This is a genomic window from Paenisporosarcina sp. P4_D4, from assembly GCF_056401835.1.
Genome location: NZ_JBFUIO010000010.1, coordinates 17,434 through 37,280 on the forward strand (window position 1 = coordinate 17,434; position 19,847 = coordinate 37,280).

Below are 19,847 nucleotides of genomic sequence, written 5' to 3' on the forward strand. Positions count from 1 at the left end.
TCGATTTATTGTTTGAGAACCGTTACTTGTTTAGGCTTTGTCGTTACTTTAAAACCGTCTTTTGTCACGACATCAACTGATATAGAATACGTTCCATTTTGAAGGTCCGTATTAGGTATCCATTGTGTTTTCAGTGAATGTTCATTTTCTACTTTAAACGAATCGACTATCTTTCCACTTGCATCTTTAACATTAATTGTCCAGTCTACTCTGGCAAAAGCCCAGGCATTAATTTTTGCAGGTTTGCTTTTGTTAATATCTGCAGTTGGAGTGATACTGATCGTTTGAACGGCCATATTTGGATTAATATAGCTCGGATCTCCCCAAACTTTGTACGATTGATTTCCTGCATAATCAATGGCTAGAATAATAATACTTTTCGGTTCTGTATTAACTAAGAAAGATTTTTGCTCAAGACCTAGTGAATAATGTTGTCCATTCACCCATACAATTGCAGAATTAAAGTCACTTGCATTGTCTTGCGGATTGAAGGAGATTTCATATTTTCCGTTCTTTGGCGTTACTGAAATATCTGAAACGGTCGGAGCGACAGAATCTACCGTAATTGGCATTTTAACAATCTGTGGTTTTGCGTTTAAATAATCTAATGTTGTTTTGACAACATATTGATAAACACCATCAGGTACATATTGTCCGGATGAGTCTTTCATATCCCATTTATATCCGCCATAATTTGTATCCCCATATGACATTATATTTTTTCTAAATTTCCATGGAGTACCAGTATATTCACTAAAATCGCCTAAATTTTTAATGAGATTTCCAGATTGATCTTCAATATACATTTCAACTTTGTCTAAATTACGTAAGGTTTGGAATGACGGATAGATACCATCGAGTATATAGTTTTTCGAGAATGCAATATGGTTAAGACTGAACTTGCCAGTATACGGGTTATATCCCAATGGATATCTTTCTGCATTCTCATCCCAAAGGGCCGTATATCCTACAAATGCATCCTTCTCCCATGCAGGTGCGTCGATATTTCGTGGTTCATCCCATTTTCCATAGAAGCCCATATAAGGAACAGTTAAAGGCACTGCTTTATCTTGGTCTTTGGCTACTGGAACTAGACGAACAAATCCTTCTACAAAACTATTTTTCTTTAAGGAATCTGGTAAATTTACATTAACAGTTAGCATTTTTGTTTGACCTGGTTTAATTTTAACCAATGCTCCAGTTTTATCTGTTACTACATTATCATTTACAGTGACAGTCGCACCATTAATACGTTCACTAGTTAATGTTAAATACTCTTTTGAATCCAATTGCCCATCACTATCTAAATCGAATTCCTTCATTTCAGTCTTATCTTTCAATAGATCTACATAAACATTGTATTCAATATCATCACTATTTTTTTTACCCTTAGGTGTGTCGAATGCTTCCATGTTTAATTTAAAGCTTGTGTTTTGACCGATTTCCTTTAATGCAACCGCTCCAGCTTGTTCTAAAGGCGTGTTTCTACTTGTCACAATGACTGGTGTATTAATGGCATTTTGAATTTTCATTATCCCAGACCCTTGTACACGTGGTGAATATGGAACTTCTCCATTTGTCCTTGGATCCATGGCAATATTAGCTGTATTCATTAAAGCAAGTTTTGCTTTTAAAACTGTATCTTCTGAATGGGTTAATCCTTTTTGATAAAGGGCCTGCAATAACAATGCTGAGCCGCCTGCAACATGAGGAGTTGCCATCGATGTACCGCTCATCACTTCATAATCATTTCCTGGTATAGTTGAATAAATATTTCCACCAGGAGCAGAAATTTCCGGTTTAAAATCTAATGTACTTGGAGATCCAAAGGATGAAAAAGAGGACATCGTGTCTTTCGCTGGATTCTCTACCCAAGTATCGCCTGCAAAGTTCATGCTTAAATATTGACCACTTGGCAGACTATTCATTTTACTCAGTAATGCTTCACCTACAGCTTTGCTAGTTGAAGCCGTTGGTACTGCAGTTGGCGTTACTGGTAGAGAAGAATAATCTGACCATACTGCAGGTGGTATCATAATAATAGCCTTTGCTCCTGCACTCTTTGCAGTAAACTGAATGGTTGAAACAGTACTATATGGATTTAATAGTTTAACTACGGCAATGTAGTCAGTTTTGTCTTTAGGATAATCTGATGCATTCTTCCCTTCCCCAACATTCACCAAATCATAAGGTACATCTGGTGAAAGAACCTTAGAGACTTTAAAATTATACGATGCTGGAAATTGCGTTTGATCTTTGAACGGCACTGAAAAACCACTTGGATCTGCTAATGCATTTAAATGAAGTTTAGTATTTTCATAGGAAGCAACCGATAATGCATATGGACTTACACCTGGTGCACCAACTGTTCCAATATCCGGATTTTCCGCATATGGTCTTAATGAAGAGAGAATAATATTATTCTTTGTACTATAGGCTGTATTACCAGCTGCCACTACAACAAGGGTGCCTTGTTCTGTCGCAACTCGGATTGATTTTTGGATCGGATCAAAATCTTCATCTACATAGCCTGCATCAACACCTAAACTCATGTTGATTACATCTGCACTCATTGTGACTGCATGCTCAATTCCTGCGATAATATCATCCTCATAGGCACCACCGCCATTATCAGAAAATACCTTCTCAGCTAATAGTTGAACACCTGGTGCAACTCCAGCGACAGCACCCTTCGTTTCGTCGCCATTTGCTCCAATTGTACCGGCCACGTGTGTACCATGCGGACTGCCTTTTGTTCCCGGAATGACATTGGTATCATTGTCTGCCCAATCATATCCTGTTGGAACTTTTTCGGAATACCAAATTTCGTTTACGTCTGTCTCAGTAAATTTTTGATTAATTTTATCTTGAGTCCATTTTTCTTTCGCTTTAGCTGTGTCAGATAGATTCATATCTTTGTGCGTATAATCAATCCCGGAATCTACGACCGCTACTACTAATCCTTCACCTTTATAACCATATTGTTCCCATACTTTTTGAGCTTGTACCAATTCTTTACTTGCTGCCATATTTTCCTGGAAAATTCTAGCGACGTGGACATTCGTAACCCCTGGAATAGACTGGATATCTTTTATATTTTGGAACTCTGTTTCTACACTGAATCCGTTAAACCCTTCGAAAAAACGATGCTTCACTTTAATAGGAGCATTTGATTTAGAATTTTTTTCTTTTGAGATTTTTTCGATTACTTTATCTTGTTTTTGTTTATATAAAGCTTTTTTGTTTTTGGCTGTTTGCTCATTTTCAGTTGGTTGTTCAACTTCTACGATTAAGCGAACAGTATCATTCGGTTTATATGCTGTAGCCAAACCTTCTTTTTTAACGTCTTTATATAATGAATCTTCTTGACCTGTTTCGATCATATCCTTATCAAAAAATAATTGTCCTCCTTGTTCCACAATTTCTTCAAACATTTGCGACTTAGCTGGCGTAACATCACCTTCTGCAGAAACGGCAACTGATGAAAATAATAAGGAAGTCATCGCTGCTGTGGTCATGACTTTCCATGCCATCATTTTTCTTTTTTTCATGAACCTATCTCCTTTTTCTTATAAAATTAAAAATAAATGAAACTAGTAAACTTCAAATCTATCTTTATTATTTCACTTTTTTACTTTTCTGAAAATTAACCATAAGGTATAATTGCTACAGCTTTTGGTTCTATACCAACATAAAACAAAAGAACTATCCGCACCTTGTCTAGGCGCAGGATAGTTCTTTAAGAAAAAGGAACAAGTTGATTTTGAACGGCATAAATGACTGCTTGTGTACGGCTTTTCACATTCAGCTTTTTGAAAATCTTATTGATGTGAATTTTAACTGTCTTGTCACTGATAAATAGGACTTCAGCAATTTCTTTATTGCTAAGACCTTTGACCAATTCAAACAGTACTTCTTTTTCACGATCTGATAGCACATTTTCGTTACGTTCTGAATTTGTTTGATGATACGTTATCAGCTTTTGGGTCATGCGAGGATGAATAACCGAATCCCCTTGTGATACCTTTCGAATAGCTTCTACCACTTGTTCAGATGACGAATCCTTCAATAAATAGCCATCTGCACCCGCCCGAAGTGCTTCCATTAAGTATTCATCATGTTCAAACATCGTCAATATAAGAACGCGGCAATTCGGATACTGACTTTTCACGAGGGACGTGACCTCAATGCCATTTTTTCCAGGGAGATTGATGTCCATCAAAATAAAATCAGGTCTACACTCCTCTACTTTCTTCAATACCTCCTCCCCGGTAACGGCTTCTCCTACGACTCGGATGTCGGATTCGAGATCCAATATGCTCCGAAGTCCATCACGCAAAACAGCATGATCATCCACTAGTAATATTTGAATCATGATACTCCTCCCCTGTTTCTGAATTTGGAATTGACAATGTAATTTCTGTACCTTTTCCTACTGAACTATCAATCTGAAGGGTAGCTCCCAGTTGTTCAGCTTGTTCATTTATATACAAAATGCCATAATGAGGCTCATGTTTCGATTTAATCATGGCTTCAAAAAGGGAAAAGCCAACCCCGTTGTCCTTCACCTTTAAAAGTGTATGTTCACGTTGATAGCTTAGGAGAATGTCAACCTTGTCCGCTTTTGCATGTTTTACAATGTTCTGCAAGCTTTCCTGTAAAGTATCAAAAATAACTCGTTCTTTTGAAAAACTGAGTGTACGAGAACGGCCTCTTTCATGATAAGTAATGGCCAGATCATATTCTTGTTTTATAGATTCAATTTTATCAGCAATTGCTTGTTTTAGCCCTAGCCTTTGGGTAGGATATGGCTTTAAAGCAAAGATAGAATACCGAACTTCACTTAAACTATTCCGTAATTTTTTTATGCTTTTGTCTACCACTTGCTGCATGTTTCCTGATTGATCTTCGGATTGCTTCTGAGCTGATTCCAGCTGAAATATGACCCCAGCTAATACTTGTGCAATTCCATCGTGGATTTCACGGGCTAGTCGATTTCTTTCTTCCAAAATAACTCGCTTTTCCTGTTCAGAGACGAGCGACCGTGTTTTAAGCAAGCTACCCAAATGATTGGCAAACGTAGCTAAAGACTGTATATCTTCGGTAATAAAACTCGCCCCCCTGCTTTTGCCTGCAACAAACATTCCAACCAACTCATTATTGACTTTAAGAGGTAAGTAGACGAGGGAGCGTATGACATCTTCAAATACTTCATCTCCAGGAGCCATACCCGTTTTCCAATCAGTAACAACAAAGGTTTGGGCTATCTCCTCAAAATTCGGATGCAGATCAAACGAACTTGAAATATTGGAATGTACTTTTCCATCCTTTAACAGAATCTGCCAGTCCCCTTCATCTTTTGCCCATAAAGCATATGCTTGTATTCCCAAGAATCCTTTAAGTGATTGTTTCATCTGATGTAAGTTTCCGGCAGACAGACCCTGACTCAACTCCGTTGTAATAGAAAAAAGTTTATATAATCGTTCTTTTTCAATCCGTATTTGCCAGGAGAAAGAACTAATGATGCAAATGGCTACAAGCGGAAAAAAGAAGAACGGAACAGTAATTCCATCCATCTCTCCGCGATATCGATGTTCTAAAATATATATAAGAAAGGCGTAGAATAAACAAAAACTTGCACTCAAAAATACTAACAAATTTTTCTTGTGCCATTGTTCTCGCGTGTATGGCTGGGGAAGAAGCACCATTAAAAGATCGAATAAAAGGGTGTTGATAGAGCAAAAGAATACGGTAAATAAAAGCGTGCTTATTAATTCTTCATATAAAAAAGGCAGGTTCATCTCCGTAATAAAAAAAGAAATACATTGTTTGGACAACCACTCTGCTAGAGTGATACTTAAAGCAAGTTGAGTACTATTAAATAGTATTCTTTGCATGTGAAAACGGCGAAGGGACTGGGAAAATACCATTACACACACAGAAGCAATGACAGTTATATGTATCCCAAACCCCCAAATCATTGGATAAATGAGCGTAAGGCTGGGCGTGATTCCGCTTCTCCCAATGCGGAAAGGAAAATACTCAATAATCCCCATAAACACAGCTAACAGCAAAAGGATTATTAATTCAGAAGGCATTTCACTTTTAAATAGGGAATTGATAACAGCAATCATACCAAGAAAAGAAATAGAATAAAGATAAAAACTCGCTATTTTTTCTCTCATAGATATAGAGTCTATCTTTTTCAAAACAATCCCTTCCTTTATCTCAACGAAATATAAGATTACTATTATTATGCATCAAAAAACCGGCACTGGCAAAATGAAGAAATTCCCCACTAGTCAATAACCGGCTGTGCTCCTAGACACAGTACTAGTATAAAGCTTAAATCTTCATTTGCCTGTTCATCAAATGTTGTAATTTTAATCACACTTTCACACTAGACCGTATAGTACAAAAGATATATACGATTCCCATCACATGCCATCAAGCTAGAAGCTACTATTTTAAAAAAAGGCTACTTTTCTGGTAGCCTCAGACTGTAGACAAAAAATAAAAAGAGTGAATATAACTGTATACTAATGAAAAAGAGCGTATGCAAGAAAATGTTGATTTCCTTTGCGGCGGACGCGTTTCGCGGGGCACGGCTTTAGTCTCCTCGTCACTAGAAAAACCGGTGCTCCTGCATCGCTTCGCTAGCTTCGTCGCAAACGAATAGTGCAAACTTACATTTGCACTATTCGTTTCCTGTGGGGCCTTCAGCTCGTGCTGTTCCCGCTGAAAAGATTAGGACCAAAGGCAATTTGATCCTAATCTTTGCGACGAGTAACCGCAGGAGCAGATGTTTTCAGACGCCTCCACTCCAATCAACGGATTTCGCTTCTGTTTGCGTATCTCTTCATATTATTTCATTAGTAAGATGGTCAGCTATTTCTGAAGACTCCTGCGGAAAAACGAAATAAGCTAGACCCCACAGGCACAGCTGTCATAGACAGCTGTGCCGAGGAGGCTAGCGTTTCGTCCGCGGAAAGCGAAAGAAATAGCCGACCATAATTTTTTCGATAGAGTGCAAAAGATAAGAATGCGAATACTTTTATATTGATTAATATTCTTTTATCAACAAGCCTGAGGCTTCTTTTCAGGTAGCCTTTGTTTTGTTCCTTTATATTATTCAGAAAGTCTAGAGTAGAGAAAACAGAGCCTTACTCTATGGCCCTGTTTTCTTAATTGGTCCCTGGCCATTGGACAATATTTATCATGAATCCGTCTAATCACAATTCGGCTGGGTTCCTTGTGATAACGTTACTCCTTTTTTATAATATTCGTTTTTCGTTTCTTTAGGAACCATACTTCCACCGGTAGCCCACATAAGATGTGTAGCATTTTTCATTTTATCTGTTAAGTTATGATTTTGTATGTATTCTTTTCCTTCTTTTTCAGTCCATAACTTTACCGGCCCTATTACACCGGCTAATGCGGAAGGTTCGAGGTGAATATTTTCTGTATCGACCAATGCGCTTAATAGTTTAAATAATTCATCATCACTAACCGTATAACTTCCGCTTAATAAAGGCTCGATGGTTTGACCAACGAATCCTGATGGCCTTCCTACCGCAAGGCCGTCTGCTGATGTGATATTGTCAATTCCAAAATCTTGTACAGAGACTTTATCATGCAGACCTGTTACTAGCCCAAGTAACATACATGGAGAATGTGTAGGCTCTGCAAAGAAGCAATGTACTCTATGTTGATACATTAGTTTTAAACCAAAAGCCACTCCTCCTGGCCCACCGCCTACTCCGCATGGAAGGTAAACAAATAGTGGATGGTTTTCATCTACAGTTACATTTAAATCTTCTAATTGTTTTTTTAGTCGAATTGCTGCCACTGCATATCCTAAAAACAAATCGCGAGAGTTCTCGTCATCAATGAAGTGGCAATTTGGATCACTATCAGCCTGTTTGCGCCCCTCTTCGACCGCTTTGCTGTAATCTTCCTTATATTCAATCACCGTTACTCCTTTACTTTTAAGGAGATCTTTCTTCCATTTCTTTGCATCCGCAGACATATGGACCGATACTTTAAAACCTAATTTGGCACTCATTATGCCTATACTTAACCCTAAATTGCCTGTAGATCCGACGGCAATGGAGTAATCGGAAAAGAAGTTTCTAAATTTATCGCTATCAAGGATCGAATAATCATCCTCTACTGATAATAAACCATGTTGAATCGCCAACGTTTCTGCGTGTTTCAACACTTCGTAAATGCCGCCGCGTGCTTTAATGGAACCTGAAATGGGAAGGTGGCTGTCACATTTCAACAAAAATGTCCCTTCTAATGGATGCTCATAGGTGTTTGATAACTGTTGATGCATCGCCGGGATGGGTACAATCGGAGATTCAATGATTCCGTTGAGGTTTCTTGTTTCAGGAAAAACTTTAGCAATGTAAGGAGCAAAACGCTTGAGCCTTTCCTCAGCATCTTTTACATCTTTATCATTAAGTGGAAGTTTCTTACCCTCTGTTTGAAACGGTTCATATTTAGGATTTGACCAAAACACTTCCTTTGTAGCAACTAACTCGTTTATTAAAGGATATTCTTTTATCCAATCTTGAATAGTTTTCATCTCTCTTCGCCTCCATAGGGATCGTACCTTTTTCTGTATCTACTTATTGCCATTTAATACCCTGATATTAATGTCCAGAAGTCATTTTAATACCTACAGCCCCTGTAATTATACACATAATCAATAGGGTTAATCTTAAACTTCTAGGTTCATTAAAGAATATCATTCCTGCTAAAACACTTCCAACAGTGCCGATAGCGGTCCATATTGCATAGGCAGTTCCCACTGGAAGAGAAGTTAATGACAAAGAAAGAAAATAAAAGCTTAAACTCCCAAAAAAAAGACACGCTACAGAGGGGAGAATTTTTTTAAATCCGTCTGCAAGTTTCAAGCTTATAACACTACCAATCTCGGCAAATCCGGCAATAAGAAGAAAAATCCAATCCATCGAATCATCCCCTAACCTTATATAAATCATTTCATTTTCTTTAATGTTTAGGTTGTGCTGGACCTATTTTTATTCCAATTATTCCTAGTATCATTAAAGCCACAAAAAATACTTTCAGTGGATTAATGGTCTCTCCCCAAAAAAGCATCCCAGTTACTACAGTTCCCACCGTTCCCAATCCAGTAAAAATGGCGTAACCAGCTCCTAAGGGAATTGAGTGTAAAGCCTTTGAAAGTAAAAAGAAACTAAAGATTATGATAATTATCGTTACTATACTAGGTATAACTTCGGTGAATCCGTGTGAATATTTAAGACCGATCACCCAGACAATTTCCAAAAACCCTGCCATTATGATATATATCCATGCCATTTTTTATCGCTCTCTCCTTTGGCATTGACACTTATTTTTGAACTACGAAGTTCTCCATATATCGATAAATCGCATGAGCTACCCCATCCTCGTCATTTTTAAGGGTTGTCGTTGTACAAACAGTTTTTATGACATCTTTCGCATTTCCCATCGCTACGCTGTATCCAACTTTCTGGAACATGGATAAATCATTGTTGCTATCCCCGATTGCCATAGACTGATCTAAGGAGCCATTCATCAAGATAGCCAATTTTTCGAGGGCCATTCCTTTTGAAGCACTTTTACTTGTAATTTCAATGTTATGATCAGCAGATGAAACAACCATCAACTCATCAAACTTTTTGAATTGGTTCCATGCATCCTCTAACTTCTTCTTATCAAAAGAACATGCTAATATGTTATAGAATTCTTCCTCCTGTTTTAAGATATCATGATAGTTTTCAACTAAAACATATCCAAACTGGTCAAATTGCCTTTCCGCTACTTCAACTAATTCTTTCATATCTGTATTCAACTCTGCGCTTTTCAAACTATTAATCTCATTCTGGAAATGTTCTCTTCCCTTTTTAAGAGTATAAATGGCTTTATCAGTAAACACTTCGTAATAATAATTCCGTTCATCTAGCCATTGGAGAATAGATTGGACACAATCTTTAGTTATCGTAACAGAAGAAATGCACTTCCCGCTTTTCGAATGAATAGTTGCGCCATTTGTCCCAATTACAAATGGGGAAATCCCGGCTTTTTCACAAATTGTTTGAACGTCAAAGTAAGCCCGCCCTGTTGAAATAACTACTTCAAAGCCTCTATCTTGGGCATATTGAATCGCCTTTATATTTTCTTCACTAATTTCATTCATGTCGTTTAATAATGTTCCGTCTAAATCTATCGCAATGAAATTCATGGCTAAATAGCTCCTTTTCTCATTCTAGCTATTAATTTATCTTTCTAGCTTTATTACCTACTATCAATAAAAATCTAATCAAAAAAGAGAGAGAACTCGCTCTWCCATCTCGATATGTCCTTTTATAGATTGACTATGCTAGATTCCAATTGATTTCCTCTAATTTTGAATGATTTCTCCATTCCTCTGGAAATGGTTGCTCGCTGACAATCACATCGACTTTTTCTAGAGGACAAACTTTACAAAACGTTTCAACACCAATTTTAGAGTAATCGGTTAGCAATATAACTTGCTTTGATACMTCGACCATCTTGCGTGAAACTAATGTTTCATGTAAATGATAATTACTAACCCCACTTTGAATGGAAACACCACCAGCTGAAATGAACGCTTTATCAATATTAAATTGATTTAACATTTGTTCTGTGAGACTGCCGCTTATAGATTGATGCTTTGGATCAATTTGTCCTCCTAATAATAGAATTTGTCCTGTAAACTTATTTTGATTGAGCTTTTCGGTTAACACAGACGACACAGGAAGAGAATTGGTTAAAATCGTAATGTCTTTTTTATTTTCAATACACTGCGAAAATTCAAGCATGGTTGTCCCTACATCGATGGCAATCACATCTCCGTTAGAAATGAGTTCTACTGCTTTTTTTCCAACCTTGACTTTCGCTTCTTGATTCACTGTTGTACGCTGTGTAAATGGAGGCTCCTCATATTCAAAGACTGTTTTAATCGCTCCACCGTAAACCCTTTTTAAAAGTCTTTTTTCCTCTAATATCATCAAATCGCGTCGAATCGTTTCCTCTGAAACATCAAACTGATTAACTAATTCCATCACTTTTACTTTTCCCATTATGTTAAGTTCTTTTAAAATTTCATTCTTTCTTTCTTCTGGAAAAACAGACATATTTCTTCCCCCGTGATCATTAATAATTTAAAAAATAATGCATTCTTTCTTCGGTACAAGAATATGAACGTGTGCTCCTTGCTCAAACATATTCCCTCGGTGGTGAAGATAGTCTACAAGGAAAGCGGACTCCTCTGTTTCTACTTCATATCTTAAAACATTCCCTATCATGGAAACATCTTTAATAAACCCTTTAATTACCCAGTTCTCTTGTAAATCCACGCTATCGTCACCAACAGAAACTAATTGTAAAACTTCAGGACGAATCGCGACTTCATTCCCTTTTATTTCTGTGCTGCGAACAAGTTTACGGAAAACTTCCAAATTACAAACATTATAATTTCCGATAAATTTTGCAACAAATGTATTGACTGGAGAAGTATAAATTTCTGATGGAGAACCGGATTGTACAACTTGTCCTTTATTCATGACAAAAATTCGATCAGACATCGTCATTGCTTCTTCCTGATCATGAGTAACAAAAATAGTTGTAATATCTAATTCTTTCTGTATTCTCTTTAATTCTTTTTGCAAACTTTTTCTAATTTTCGCATCCAATGCACTTAACGGCTCATCCAAAAGCAGTACTTTCGGCTCCATGACAAGCGCACGTGCAAGAGCAACCCTCTGCTGTTGCCCGCCAGATAACTGATGAGGATAAGACTCTTCTTTTCCTATTAAATCAACCATTTCAATCATCTTTTTCACTCTTGATTTAATATTTTTTACCTTCTTCATTTTAAGGCCGTACGCGATATTGTCAAAAACGCTCATATTCGGGAAAAGCGCATAAGACTGAAATACCATACCGACTTCACGCTGACGCGGTGATAAATTAGTAATCTCTTTTCCATCAATTAAGATTCTTCCTAAATCTACGTCTTCAAGCCCCGCAATGGAACGTAATAATGTGCTTTTTCCGCATCCGCTTTGCCCAAGAAGTGTAGCAAATTCTCCTTTTTTTAATATTAAAKAAATGTCATTTAAAACGACTTGATTTTCATACCCCTTAGTCACTTGATCAATGGTTACATAGCTCATTATTTTTCACCCTCTAAAGTAGTATTTTTATGAAATGAAAGAATTTGCTTCTTATTTGACACGACAGTTTTTTTTTCGTTTTTAAACGTAAGTTTTAATACAGTCCCCGTTAAAAGCAAAATCATTGAATAATAAGTAATAACAATTGCACTTGTTAAGTGACCACTACTATTTAGTTTGTCGGCAAGATAAATTTGAAGAGTTTCAAATCGGCCTCCGACAAGCAAATTGGCAAAAGCAAACTCACTAAATAAAAGAGCGACTGATAATAAGGTAGAAACTAAAATACCAGATATAATATTTGGAAACACCACCGTGCGAAACGCCTGGAATTTTGTAGCACCGAGTAGTTCAGCTGCATCAACAAGTTGCACAGCATTAAGCGTACGAAGACTGTTCCGAATACCTTGATACATAAATGGCAGTATCGTTATGAAATAAGCACCGATTAAAATCCAAGGTGTTCCGGCAATTTGAATCGGTCCATCCGAATATATCTTGATTAATCCAACCGCTCCAACAATGGGTGGAATTCCGTAAGGAAGCATAGCTGCTGCTTGAAGTAATCCTTCCCATTTACTGAAATATACCGTGATGATAAAGATAGTCKGAAGCATAATAACAACACTAAGACCTACAGACATGACAATTAAAAAGAGAGTTCGTCCAAAAGCATCATAAAACCGTTCATCTTTAAATAATTCAATATACCATTGCATTGTATAACTCTCAGGTAAAATGGTATGATCCCATTTACCGGCAATCGAGAATAAAAATGTTCCTACAAGAGGAATTAATAAATAGATAACTAATATCCCTACAATCACTTTATGAAAAGTCAATGAATATTTCATCGTAAATCCCTCCTAATGCGACGCATCATTCGTCCGTTAAACCACATCGCCCCTATCATAGTCGCCGCTAGAAGAACTCCCAACGCACTACCTAACTGCGGCTTTAAGGCAACGTCACTAGCAACTAGAGAGGCAATTTGCAATGACAATAAGTTATAGTTGCTGCCGACTAATGCATAGGCTGTAGCGTAAGCTCCCATCGCATTAGCAAACAAAATACTGAATGTACCTACAATACTAGGTAAAAGAACTGGAATCCCAATGTGAAGCCAAAATGATCCTGTTGACCCTCCTAATAATGAAGAGGCTTCTTTCCATTGTTTCTTAATTCCTTGATAAGACGGGTAGATGAGCATAACAGCAAGCGGAATTTGAAAATAAACATAAACAAGAATGAGGCCTGTCCATGAATATAAATTAAAATCCGCAAACACATCCCAACCAATCTTAGAAAAAAGCAACGTAAACAACCCATTGTTTCCAAGTAAAATAATATATGAAAATGAAAGGGGAATTCCCTCAAAGTTCGATGTCATATTGGTAATCATTAGTAAGCGATTTTGAATTTTTTGTGAGAATTTTGTAAACGAATATGCTGCAATGACTGCTATAATCACAGAAGTTACAGCAGAAATTAAGGAAATGACAAGGCTATTTTGAATGGCTTGTAAGTAAAATTTGCTTTTAAATATAGTAAGATATTGATTAATCGTAACTTGAATTCCATCGTCTGCATAAAAACTATTTTTAATCATTGCTACTAATGGTCCTATTTCAAATGCAATCACAAACATAATAAATGGCAGTAAAAGAGCTAATAAGTAAATTTTTTGTTTTTTTATTTTTCGCAAGACTTCTCGCTCCTCCATGTTCTTTAACAATTTGGAATTGGTCTAACAATACGTTCGTTAAACCAATTCCAATCCACCTACATTCTTCATTTTAATGTTGAATCGTGTATCTTTTTTAAAGGGTCATTTTTCCTTTCAGTCCTGGCAATTGATATGAAATCATCTTATTGGATGGCTCAATATTTAAAAGTTCACAAACGAGCGGTGCAAAAGCTAATTGCGGAACCACTTCACTGTAAACGCCAGGCTCAACTTTTGGACTAATGATAAAGAGCGGTACATCTCGCTCACCGTCAGTTATACCGCCATGGTTGCCATATTCACTCATGCCATGATCAGATGTAATTAAAATGTGGTAACCTTCTTTGATCCAAATTGGCAAAAGTTGTGCCAACAAGCTTCCCATTTTTAAGATTTGTTCACGATATTCTTTCGATTCCGAACCGAAAATTTCTCCTTTTACATCTACACCGAGCGGATGAATATAGAGAAAGTGTGGGTCATGCTTTCTTCTCAAAGCTTCTGCATCCATTAACACATGACTATCTGGATAGTCATCATCCCAATAAAATTTCCCATATTGAATTGGCTTAGACTCATCCTCTTGCTCACGATCTTCAATAAAATGGAATGGCGCGCGATTATAAAGTTCACTTACCCAGTAATAAGATGCCGTTCCGTTTCTTAAGCCGTTTTCTTTCGTAAGATGAAAGAGACTTTTCTCAGTAGATAAACGAACGGCTTGATTGGACGTAATTCCATTCACTGATGCCGGTGTACCCGTTAGTAACACTTCATATAATGGACGGGAAAGACTTGGGAGTTCCGACTTTACTTTGTAAAGTGCTGCCTGATTTGTTTCAACTAGATGTTGAATAAATCCAAGAGCCTCACATGCTTTATCGTATCTCATACCATCAACAACAATTGCTATTACTTTATTTGACATGGACTAACACCTCTTCTTGCCAAAGTTGCGGTAAATTTTTTGCCGTTTCTTCCCAAGCTTTGTAATCTTCAATTGGTTTTGCATTTTTGTACTGTACTTCTGGAACCATTTTTTCAGCTACTTCTTTCGGAAGTTCTACATCGCGAATTGGACGGGCAAATCCTTTAGCTAAGTTAATTTGTCCTTCATCGCTTAAGATATATTCTCTAGTTGCCATCGCCGCATACGGATGCTTTGCATATTTGTTAATAATAGTTGCGTAGCCGCTTACGACTGAACCTTCACTTGGAATGGCTACTTCAAATTGATCACGGTCAATTTGGTCAGCGTAACCAAGAGCATTGAAATCCCAAACAAGGGCAACTTCCACTTCCCCTTTTTCGATGTTAGCCGGTTTGGCATCCGTTAAGCTAAGGCGACCTTGCTTGGCAAGCTTAGCAAAAAAGTCAATTCCTGGTTGGAGATTTGTTTCATCACCGCCGTAAGCGATAGCGGCAGCAAGAACGGCCATTTGGTTCTGTGTACCACGCTGAACATCTCCAACTGTTACTTTATAATCTCCTTTTAATATGTCATCCCAAGATTTTGGCGGGTTATCTACTAATTCTTTATTAGTAAAGAATGCAATCGTTCCTTGGTAGCCAACAACCCAATCTCCGTTGTCATCTTTTGCCCAGTCAGGTACCTCGTCCCAATATGAAGTTTTATATGGCGTCGTTAATTCTTTTTGTTCCGCGATTGGCCCAAAGGAAATCCCTACATCGCCGATATCAGCTGTTGCATTCTCTCCTTCAGATTCCATTTTGGCAATCTCTTCGGCACTGGATAAATCTGTATCGTTGTGTTCCAGTGTATATTTTTGCTTCACTTCATTCCACGTTTCTCCCCAGTTAGCCCATGAATCAGGCATACCAACACTATTAATTGTCCCCTCTTCTTTTGCCTTTGTTTCAATTTCTTTCAGGGTTAACGTACTTGGATCCTTAACAACTGGAGCTGCCTCCTCTTTAGAAGCTCCACAAGCAGCTAGTCCTAGTACACTCGCTCCTAACATCAAAACTTGAATAGACTTGTAACAATTCTTCTTGAATTTGTAATTCATAAAATTGCCTCCAATTAGTGTGGGATTTTTAATGTTTGCTACTGTTTGTTACGGTTTAATCATAATCATTCATTATTAATCCCACATTGATCCAATGTTAAGGTTATGTAAATCAGTTCTTTATTTGTCCAATTCATCACTTTCAGGTGGTCATGTTGTTAATGGCTTAGCTTGATTCAACAGAACCATACCCATTGAGATGATGAGAAGAATCTCAATCTTATATGGATGGATGGATTGTCCATTCGTTGCAACTGCTAGCAGTGTTGGTGATGGGGGTAACGGCAAACTGGTTTTCAGTGCAAGCAGTCGTAATCAGGGTGGTTCCCTTCTTATGTTAATCACTTCTCTCTTCCTGATTGTTTCAGTAAATCGTCTTGCTCTTCCAAAGTGGCAATAGGTTAACTCGGTTAATGCTTTCTCCATCACAAACATCCCCGCTGAATTTTTCTGTCAGCGGGGATTTGATAGGTTCACTATTAGTACTTACTAGTCGGTGTGAATTAATTAAACTAATGCAAAGTAAGCACCAATCAAACCAAACCCAAGAAGTGTCAGTATAAAAATTTGTTTGGATGTTGCCTCGTGAATGGATTCAATTAATATCTCTTTTACCGTTACCATATAAATCATCCCAATGGACAGACTGATAAAAGTTGACCAGAGAAGAGGATAATCCATCCCTAATTTACTTCCTACATACGCACCACCCGCAACTGGCAATGAAACAAGCATTGTAAATATCAACAATGTCCTTTTCCTCACTCCCGCTACAAGTAATGGAGTGAAGACGATCATCCCCTCCGGAATATTATGCAGGAGGATTATTTGTAGAATGGAACGAGATAAACTGGTGTCCTGAGCAGCACCTAAACTTATTCCTATAGGAATGTTATGTATGGAAATACCGATCAGCAGCAACATGCCTGTGTAAAATGCGACTCGCTTTTTCCCACCCTTTTCACTCACTACATGAAACCTGAAGAACCCGTGCAAAAAGTTGAACAAAAGCACCCCTGCTAAAAACCCTCCATTAAAAGTAAACCAATTGCCGAGCTCTATTGCTTCTGGAGCAACTTCAAAACTCAGTAACCCGAGAATCAACCCTGCACATAAACACAGAACCGCATCGGTGTTCTTCTTGAGTCCCCTAATCCCCCAAGCAATGATTCCCCCTAGACCAAAACCGAACGCCGTAAATATTGTGCCCATCGCCCAAATTGAAGCCAACCAAATCACCCTCACGATCCTTGTCTCTATGGTTATATGGGTTATGGCACGTATTTATGAACTGAAATGTAAGCCTGTAGTATTGCTGAATCAAAAAGAACCCTAAATCCAAAACAACTTGGATTTAGGGTTTCATTCACTCTTCATCAATCATTGGTTTTGGTTAGTTCCACTTCTTCGTTCCCCACGATTAATTGCAGTTTTTCCGCATGAACGAAAGATGAGATTGGAAACGTGGTTGAGATGAGGGTGTACCCTTTCTTGACCGTCATGTTAGTACTACCCGCCTCATATTCTATTCCTTGTTCATCCACCACTTTCATAATAGCGAATGGGGTTTCCGTTGGTTCTCCATCTATAGAAATGGTCAGAGAAAGGGATGTTGGATTGCCATTCGCTTTTACTATCTTAATCTTGTCAGACTCGCGTGCCACGTATTCCACGACTTCAAATGGTTTTGCAGCCTTATTCAATGGCAAATTCCACTCACCATCAATTTTTTTAAATTCTCCATTTGCATATTGTACATTTATACTTTCCACATCTATTACAGCATTTGACAATGCCGGAAAATTACCTTCCGTGGAATCAAATACCGTGTCAAATTGGGCTATACCAGTTTTCTGTTCAATAATCGGGTTCATAACATGCGCGCCAACTAAATAATCGCTTTTACCGTATAGAGGCTTTGTATCTGGAATAAATTCCACAATATATTCCCCGTCACCATTCTTCAACCGCACATCTAGGGATATCCATTCTACCTTTCCACTTAACAATGTAGGATCCTCGAACAACAACTGAAAGCTGAATCCAATTTTATTGTAATCAGAGAAGTAACTGTCGAGTGTAATCCGCACGTTCTCATTCGTTGCCGATTGATCGGTTTCTTCTGCAAACCCGGCATTCACCGCTTGTTCAATTCCTGAGTCGTTGAACTTGAAGATACCAGAAATCGCTGCTTTGACAGGTTCACTTGTCGAGGCTATCGCGACAATTAGTAGACAGCAGGCAGCTGTAGCCATTCTCGTCCAAATGATATGTTTCTTTTTCTTTTTAGATTGGAAGCGAATCTTCTCGTATGTTTGATCCAGCCTTTGCCTCACATGGTCCGGAATTTCTTTGACGAACTCGTCATTAAACTCGTTGCTCATAGCCAATCACTCCTTTTTGTTTATCATGATTGATTCGTAGTATGGCTTTCGCTCTCGAAAGTCGTGACTTGATTGTTCCTTCAGGTTCCTTTAGCAACTCGCCAATTTCCTTGATATTCATCCCGACGATGTAATACAGCTCAATGGCCGTTCTGTAATCTGCATTCAAGGAAGACAGTTCCTCTTCCAGCTCCATTTTCAATAATGCAGGATTATCTTTTTCTCGAATTCTTTCCATATCGACCAGTTGGACGGTCCTGTTATTTTTCTTCAATAGGCTATTGCAGTTATTGATTAAGATCTTGCATATCCACGTATTAAAATATTCCGGTTTTTTTAACGTCGGCAGTTTTTCAAACGCTGTCATGATGGTTTCTTGCATGGCATCAGCCACATCTTCATCGTGATTCAGATATTTACTGGCTACTCTATAAAGAACATTTTCATATTGCTTTATTAATTGGACAAATGCTTCACCGTCCCCGCTCTTCGCTTTCTTCACCAAAGCTTTCATATTCACCATCCATACACCTCCCTGTTGTCGGGACTAAGTTAGATTCCCTTGTTTCTGTTTCAAAAGATTAGATAAATAATTCGGTTCAATGGTTGCATGTCTTTAAAAATCCTCACTCGCCAAAAATGTTTCACACTATATACAACAAATCTATAATCCTTATTTTCTCACATCCATTAACTATTTTTTGTAAAGTAAAGGAGATTTTTTCCTTTATGGAGAATACATCAATTACTTGCCAACCAGAAAGGGTGCTAGGGATGTTGAAAATCAATGCGGAGATTGAAGAACTTGAGAAAGAAATCATGGATAAAAAGCAACATTTGAAGAAATTAAAAAAAGCTGCTCCGTACATTCCTGTGAAGAACTACGAGTTTATAAAAAGTGACGGTCAGTCAGTCCATTTCTTTACTTGAACTTTTTGGAGATCGCAATGAATTGATTGTTGTTCAAAATATGGGGGAATCCTGTTCATACTGCACGATGTGGGCGGATGGTTTTGTCGGAGTGTACGATTATCTTGTACTTAAAGCACCATTTGTTTTAGCTACGCCAGATTCTCCGGAAGTTCAACAATCGTTCGCTAAAGAACGAAATTGGCCATTTCCGATGGTTTCGACGATAAAAAGTAGTTTCAAAAAGGATATGGGATTTGAAAGAGACAATTACCAATATCCTGGAGTTTCGACCTTTAAAAATGAAGCAGATGGCGTCATTTATTTGGTCTCAAACGATGCATTCGGACCTGGAGATGATTATAGCTCACCATGGCACTTCTTTGACTTGTTAGATTCAGGTGTTGAAGGTTTTAACCCAAAGGCAGTGAAAAAAGGGAAGATGATCCAATCTTTATAATGAAAAAGAGCGTATGCAAGAAAATGTTGATTTCCTTTGCGGCGGACGCGTTTCGCGGGCACGGCTTTAGTCTCCTCGTCACTACGTTCCTTCGGGGCCTTCAGCTCGTGCTGTTCCCGCTGAAGTCGC

Annotated in this window: 18 protein-coding genes and 1 pseudogene; 3 read left to right on the top strand and 16 right to left on the bottom strand. The window is 37.9% G+C overall.

Annotated elements, in window-relative coordinates; genetic code table 11:
• Positions 1-5: 5 nt before the first annotated feature.
• From AC1DSL_RS04695 to AC1DSL_RS04755, 13 genes and pseudogenes are all read right to left on the bottom strand, one after another.
• Positions 6-3,551 carry a S8 family serine peptidase gene (locus AC1DSL_RS04695; protein ID WP_477531347.1) on the bottom strand — a complete coding sequence of 1,182 codons (3,546 nt, stop codon included), beginning with the start codon at positions 3,549-3,551 and terminating at the stop codon, positions 6-8.
• Between the two features lie 188 nt (positions 3,552-3,739).
• The gene (locus AC1DSL_RS04700) at positions 3,740-4,375 is read right to left on the bottom strand and encodes a response regulator (protein ID WP_016429568.1); all 636 of its coding nucleotides are present in this window, start codon (positions 4,373-4,375) and stop codon (positions 3,740-3,742) included.
• Positions 4,350-6,209: a GAF domain-containing sensor histidine kinase gene (locus AC1DSL_RS04705; RefSeq protein ID WP_016429567.1), complete on the bottom strand. Its 1,860-nt coding sequence runs from the start codon at positions 6,207-6,209 to the stop codon at positions 4,350-4,352. Before AC1DSL_RS04705 ends, AC1DSL_RS04700 begins: the two co-directional genes overlap by 26 nt.
• A 1,019-nt stretch (positions 6,210-7,228) precedes the next feature.
• Positions 7,229-8,590 carry a D-serine ammonia-lyase gene (locus AC1DSL_RS04710; protein ID WP_477531348.1) on the bottom strand — a complete coding sequence of 454 codons (1,362 nt, stop codon included), beginning with the start codon at positions 8,588-8,590 and terminating at the stop codon, positions 7,229-7,231.
• A 67-nt stretch (positions 8,591-8,657) separates the two neighbouring features.
• On the bottom strand, positions 8,658-8,978 hold the full coding sequence (locus AC1DSL_RS04715; protein ID WP_016429565.1) for a DMT family transporter: 321 nt from the start codon (positions 8,976-8,978) through the stop codon (positions 8,658-8,660).
• Between the two features lie 40 nt (positions 8,979-9,018).
• Complete coding sequence (locus AC1DSL_RS04720) at positions 9,019-9,348, bottom strand: DMT family transporter (protein WP_016429564.1); 330 nt, start codon at positions 9,346-9,348, stop codon at positions 9,019-9,021.
• A gap of 31 nt (positions 9,349-9,379) precedes the next feature.
• Positions 9,380-10,252, bottom strand: coding sequence for a Cof-type HAD-IIB family hydrolase (locus tag AC1DSL_RS04725; RefSeq protein ID WP_477531349.1), 873 nt, complete (start codon positions 10,250-10,252; stop codon positions 9,380-9,382).
• Positions 10,253-10,385: 133 nt separating this feature from the next.
• Positions 10,386-11,168 carry a DeoR/GlpR family DNA-binding transcription regulator gene (locus AC1DSL_RS04730; RefSeq protein WP_477531350.1) on the bottom strand — a complete coding sequence of 261 codons (783 nt, stop codon included), beginning with the start codon at positions 11,166-11,168 and terminating at the stop codon, positions 10,386-10,388.
• A 27-nt stretch (positions 11,169-11,195) separates the two neighbouring features.
• On the bottom strand, positions 11,196-12,209 hold the full coding sequence (locus AC1DSL_RS04735) for an ABC transporter ATP-binding protein (RefSeq protein WP_477531351.1): 1,014 nt from the start codon (positions 12,207-12,209) through the stop codon (positions 11,196-11,198).
• The gene (locus AC1DSL_RS04740) at positions 12,209-13,063 is read right to left on the bottom strand and encodes an ABC transporter permease (protein ID WP_477531352.1); all 855 of its coding nucleotides are present in this window, start codon (positions 13,061-13,063) and stop codon (positions 12,209-12,211) included. The genes AC1DSL_RS04735 and AC1DSL_RS04740 overlap by 1 nt, the downstream gene beginning before the upstream one ends.
• Before the next feature lie 140 nt (positions 13,064-13,203).
• A pseudogene (locus AC1DSL_RS04745) lies at positions 13,204-13,326 on the bottom strand (ABC transporter permease); the annotation flags it as partial.
• Positions 13,327-14,029: 703 nt separating this feature from the next.
• Positions 14,030-14,863: an alkaline phosphatase family protein gene (locus AC1DSL_RS04750; protein ID WP_477531353.1), complete on the bottom strand. Its 834-nt coding sequence runs from the start codon at positions 14,861-14,863 to the stop codon at positions 14,030-14,032.
• A complete protein-coding gene (locus AC1DSL_RS04755; RefSeq protein WP_477531354.1) occupies positions 14,853-15,965 on the bottom strand; it encodes an ABC transporter substrate-binding protein in 1,113 nt (370 codons plus the stop codon). The genes AC1DSL_RS04750 and AC1DSL_RS04755 overlap by 11 nt, the downstream gene beginning before the upstream one ends.
• A gap of 199 nt (positions 15,966-16,164) precedes the next feature.
• On the opposite strand from AC1DSL_RS04755, the gene AC1DSL_RS04760 reads away from it, so the two are divergent.
• Complete coding sequence (locus AC1DSL_RS04760; RefSeq protein ID WP_477531355.1) at positions 16,165-16,365, top strand: hypothetical protein; 201 nt, start codon at positions 16,165-16,167, stop codon at positions 16,363-16,365.
• Between the two features lie 107 nt (positions 16,366-16,472).
• Here the strand turns inward: AC1DSL_RS04760 and AC1DSL_RS04765 are convergent, their stop codons facing one another.
• The 3 genes from AC1DSL_RS04765 to AC1DSL_RS04775 all read right to left on the bottom strand — a co-directional run bounded on the left by AC1DSL_RS04765 (position 16,473) and on the right by AC1DSL_RS04775 (position 18,872).
• On the bottom strand, positions 16,473-17,195 hold the full coding sequence (locus tag AC1DSL_RS04765) for a ZIP family metal transporter (protein ID WP_477531356.1): 723 nt from the start codon (positions 17,193-17,195) through the stop codon (positions 16,473-16,475).
• 146 nt (positions 17,196-17,341) lie between these two features.
• Positions 17,342-18,349: a DUF4179 domain-containing protein gene (locus tag AC1DSL_RS04770; protein ID WP_477531357.1), complete on the bottom strand. Its 1,008-nt coding sequence runs from the start codon at positions 18,347-18,349 to the stop codon at positions 17,342-17,344.
• Complete coding sequence (locus AC1DSL_RS04775; protein ID WP_477531358.1) at positions 18,333-18,872, bottom strand: RNA polymerase sigma factor; 540 nt, start codon at positions 18,870-18,872, stop codon at positions 18,333-18,335. The genes AC1DSL_RS04770 and AC1DSL_RS04775 overlap by 17 nt, the downstream gene beginning before the upstream one ends.
• Before the next feature lie 206 nt (positions 18,873-19,078).
• Between AC1DSL_RS04775 and AC1DSL_RS04780 the strand changes: the two genes are divergently transcribed.
• Positions 19,079-19,279 carry a hypothetical protein gene (locus tag AC1DSL_RS04780; protein WP_477531359.1) on the top strand — a complete coding sequence of 67 codons (201 nt, stop codon included), beginning with the start codon at positions 19,079-19,081 and terminating at the stop codon, positions 19,277-19,279.
• Entirely contained in the window at positions 19,248-19,718 is a 471-nt protein-coding gene (locus AC1DSL_RS04785; RefSeq protein WP_477531360.1) for a DUF899 family protein, read from the top strand. Before AC1DSL_RS04780 ends, AC1DSL_RS04785 begins: the two co-directional genes overlap by 32 nt.
• Positions 19,719-19,847: the final 129 nt, after the last annotated feature.

Excerpts from the sequence above, each read along its gene's own strand:
- AC1DSL_RS04780 (WP_477531359.1), top strand. The coding sequence starts at position 19,079 with ATGGAGAATACATCAATTACTTGCCAACCAGAAAGGGTGCTAGGGATG.
- AC1DSL_RS04755 (WP_477531354.1), bottom strand. The coding sequence starts at position 15,965 with ATGAATTACAAATTCAAGAAGAATTGTTACAAGTCTATTCAAGTTTTG.
- AC1DSL_RS04725 (WP_477531349.1), bottom strand. The coding sequence starts at position 10,252 with ATGAATTTCATTGCGATAGATTTAGACGGAACATTATTAAACGACATG.
- AC1DSL_RS04700 (WP_016429568.1), bottom strand. The coding sequence starts at position 4,375 with ATGATTCAAATATTACTAGTGGATGATCATGCTGTTTTGCGTGATGGA.
- AC1DSL_RS04775 (WP_477531358.1), bottom strand. The coding sequence starts at position 18,872 with ATGGTGAATATGAAAGCTTTGGTGAAGAAAGCGAAGAGCGGGGACGGT.
- AC1DSL_RS04750 (WP_477531353.1), bottom strand. The coding sequence starts at position 14,863 with ATGTCAAATAAAGTAATAGCAATTGTTGTTGATGGTATGAGATACGAT.
- AC1DSL_RS04710 (WP_477531348.1), bottom strand. The coding sequence starts at position 8,590 with ATGAAAACTATTCAAGATTGGATAAAAGAATATCCTTTAATAAACGAG.
- AC1DSL_RS04695 (WP_477531347.1), bottom strand. The coding sequence starts at position 3,551 with ATGAAAAAAAGAAAAATGATGGCATGGAAAGTCATGACCACAGCAGCG.
- AC1DSL_RS04715 (WP_016429565.1), bottom strand. The coding sequence starts at position 8,978 with ATGGATTGGATTTTTCTTCTTATTGCCGGATTTGCCGAGATTGGTAGT.
- AC1DSL_RS04760 (WP_477531355.1), top strand. The coding sequence starts at position 16,165 with ATGATGAGAAGAATCTCAATCTTATATGGATGGATGGATTGTCCATTC.
- AC1DSL_RS04770 (WP_477531357.1), bottom strand. The coding sequence starts at position 18,349 with ATGAGCAACGAGTTTAATGACGAGTTCGTCAAAGAAATTCCGGACCAT.
- AC1DSL_RS04720 (WP_016429564.1), bottom strand. The coding sequence starts at position 9,348 with ATGGCATGGATATATATCATAATGGCAGGGTTTTTGGAAATTGTCTGG.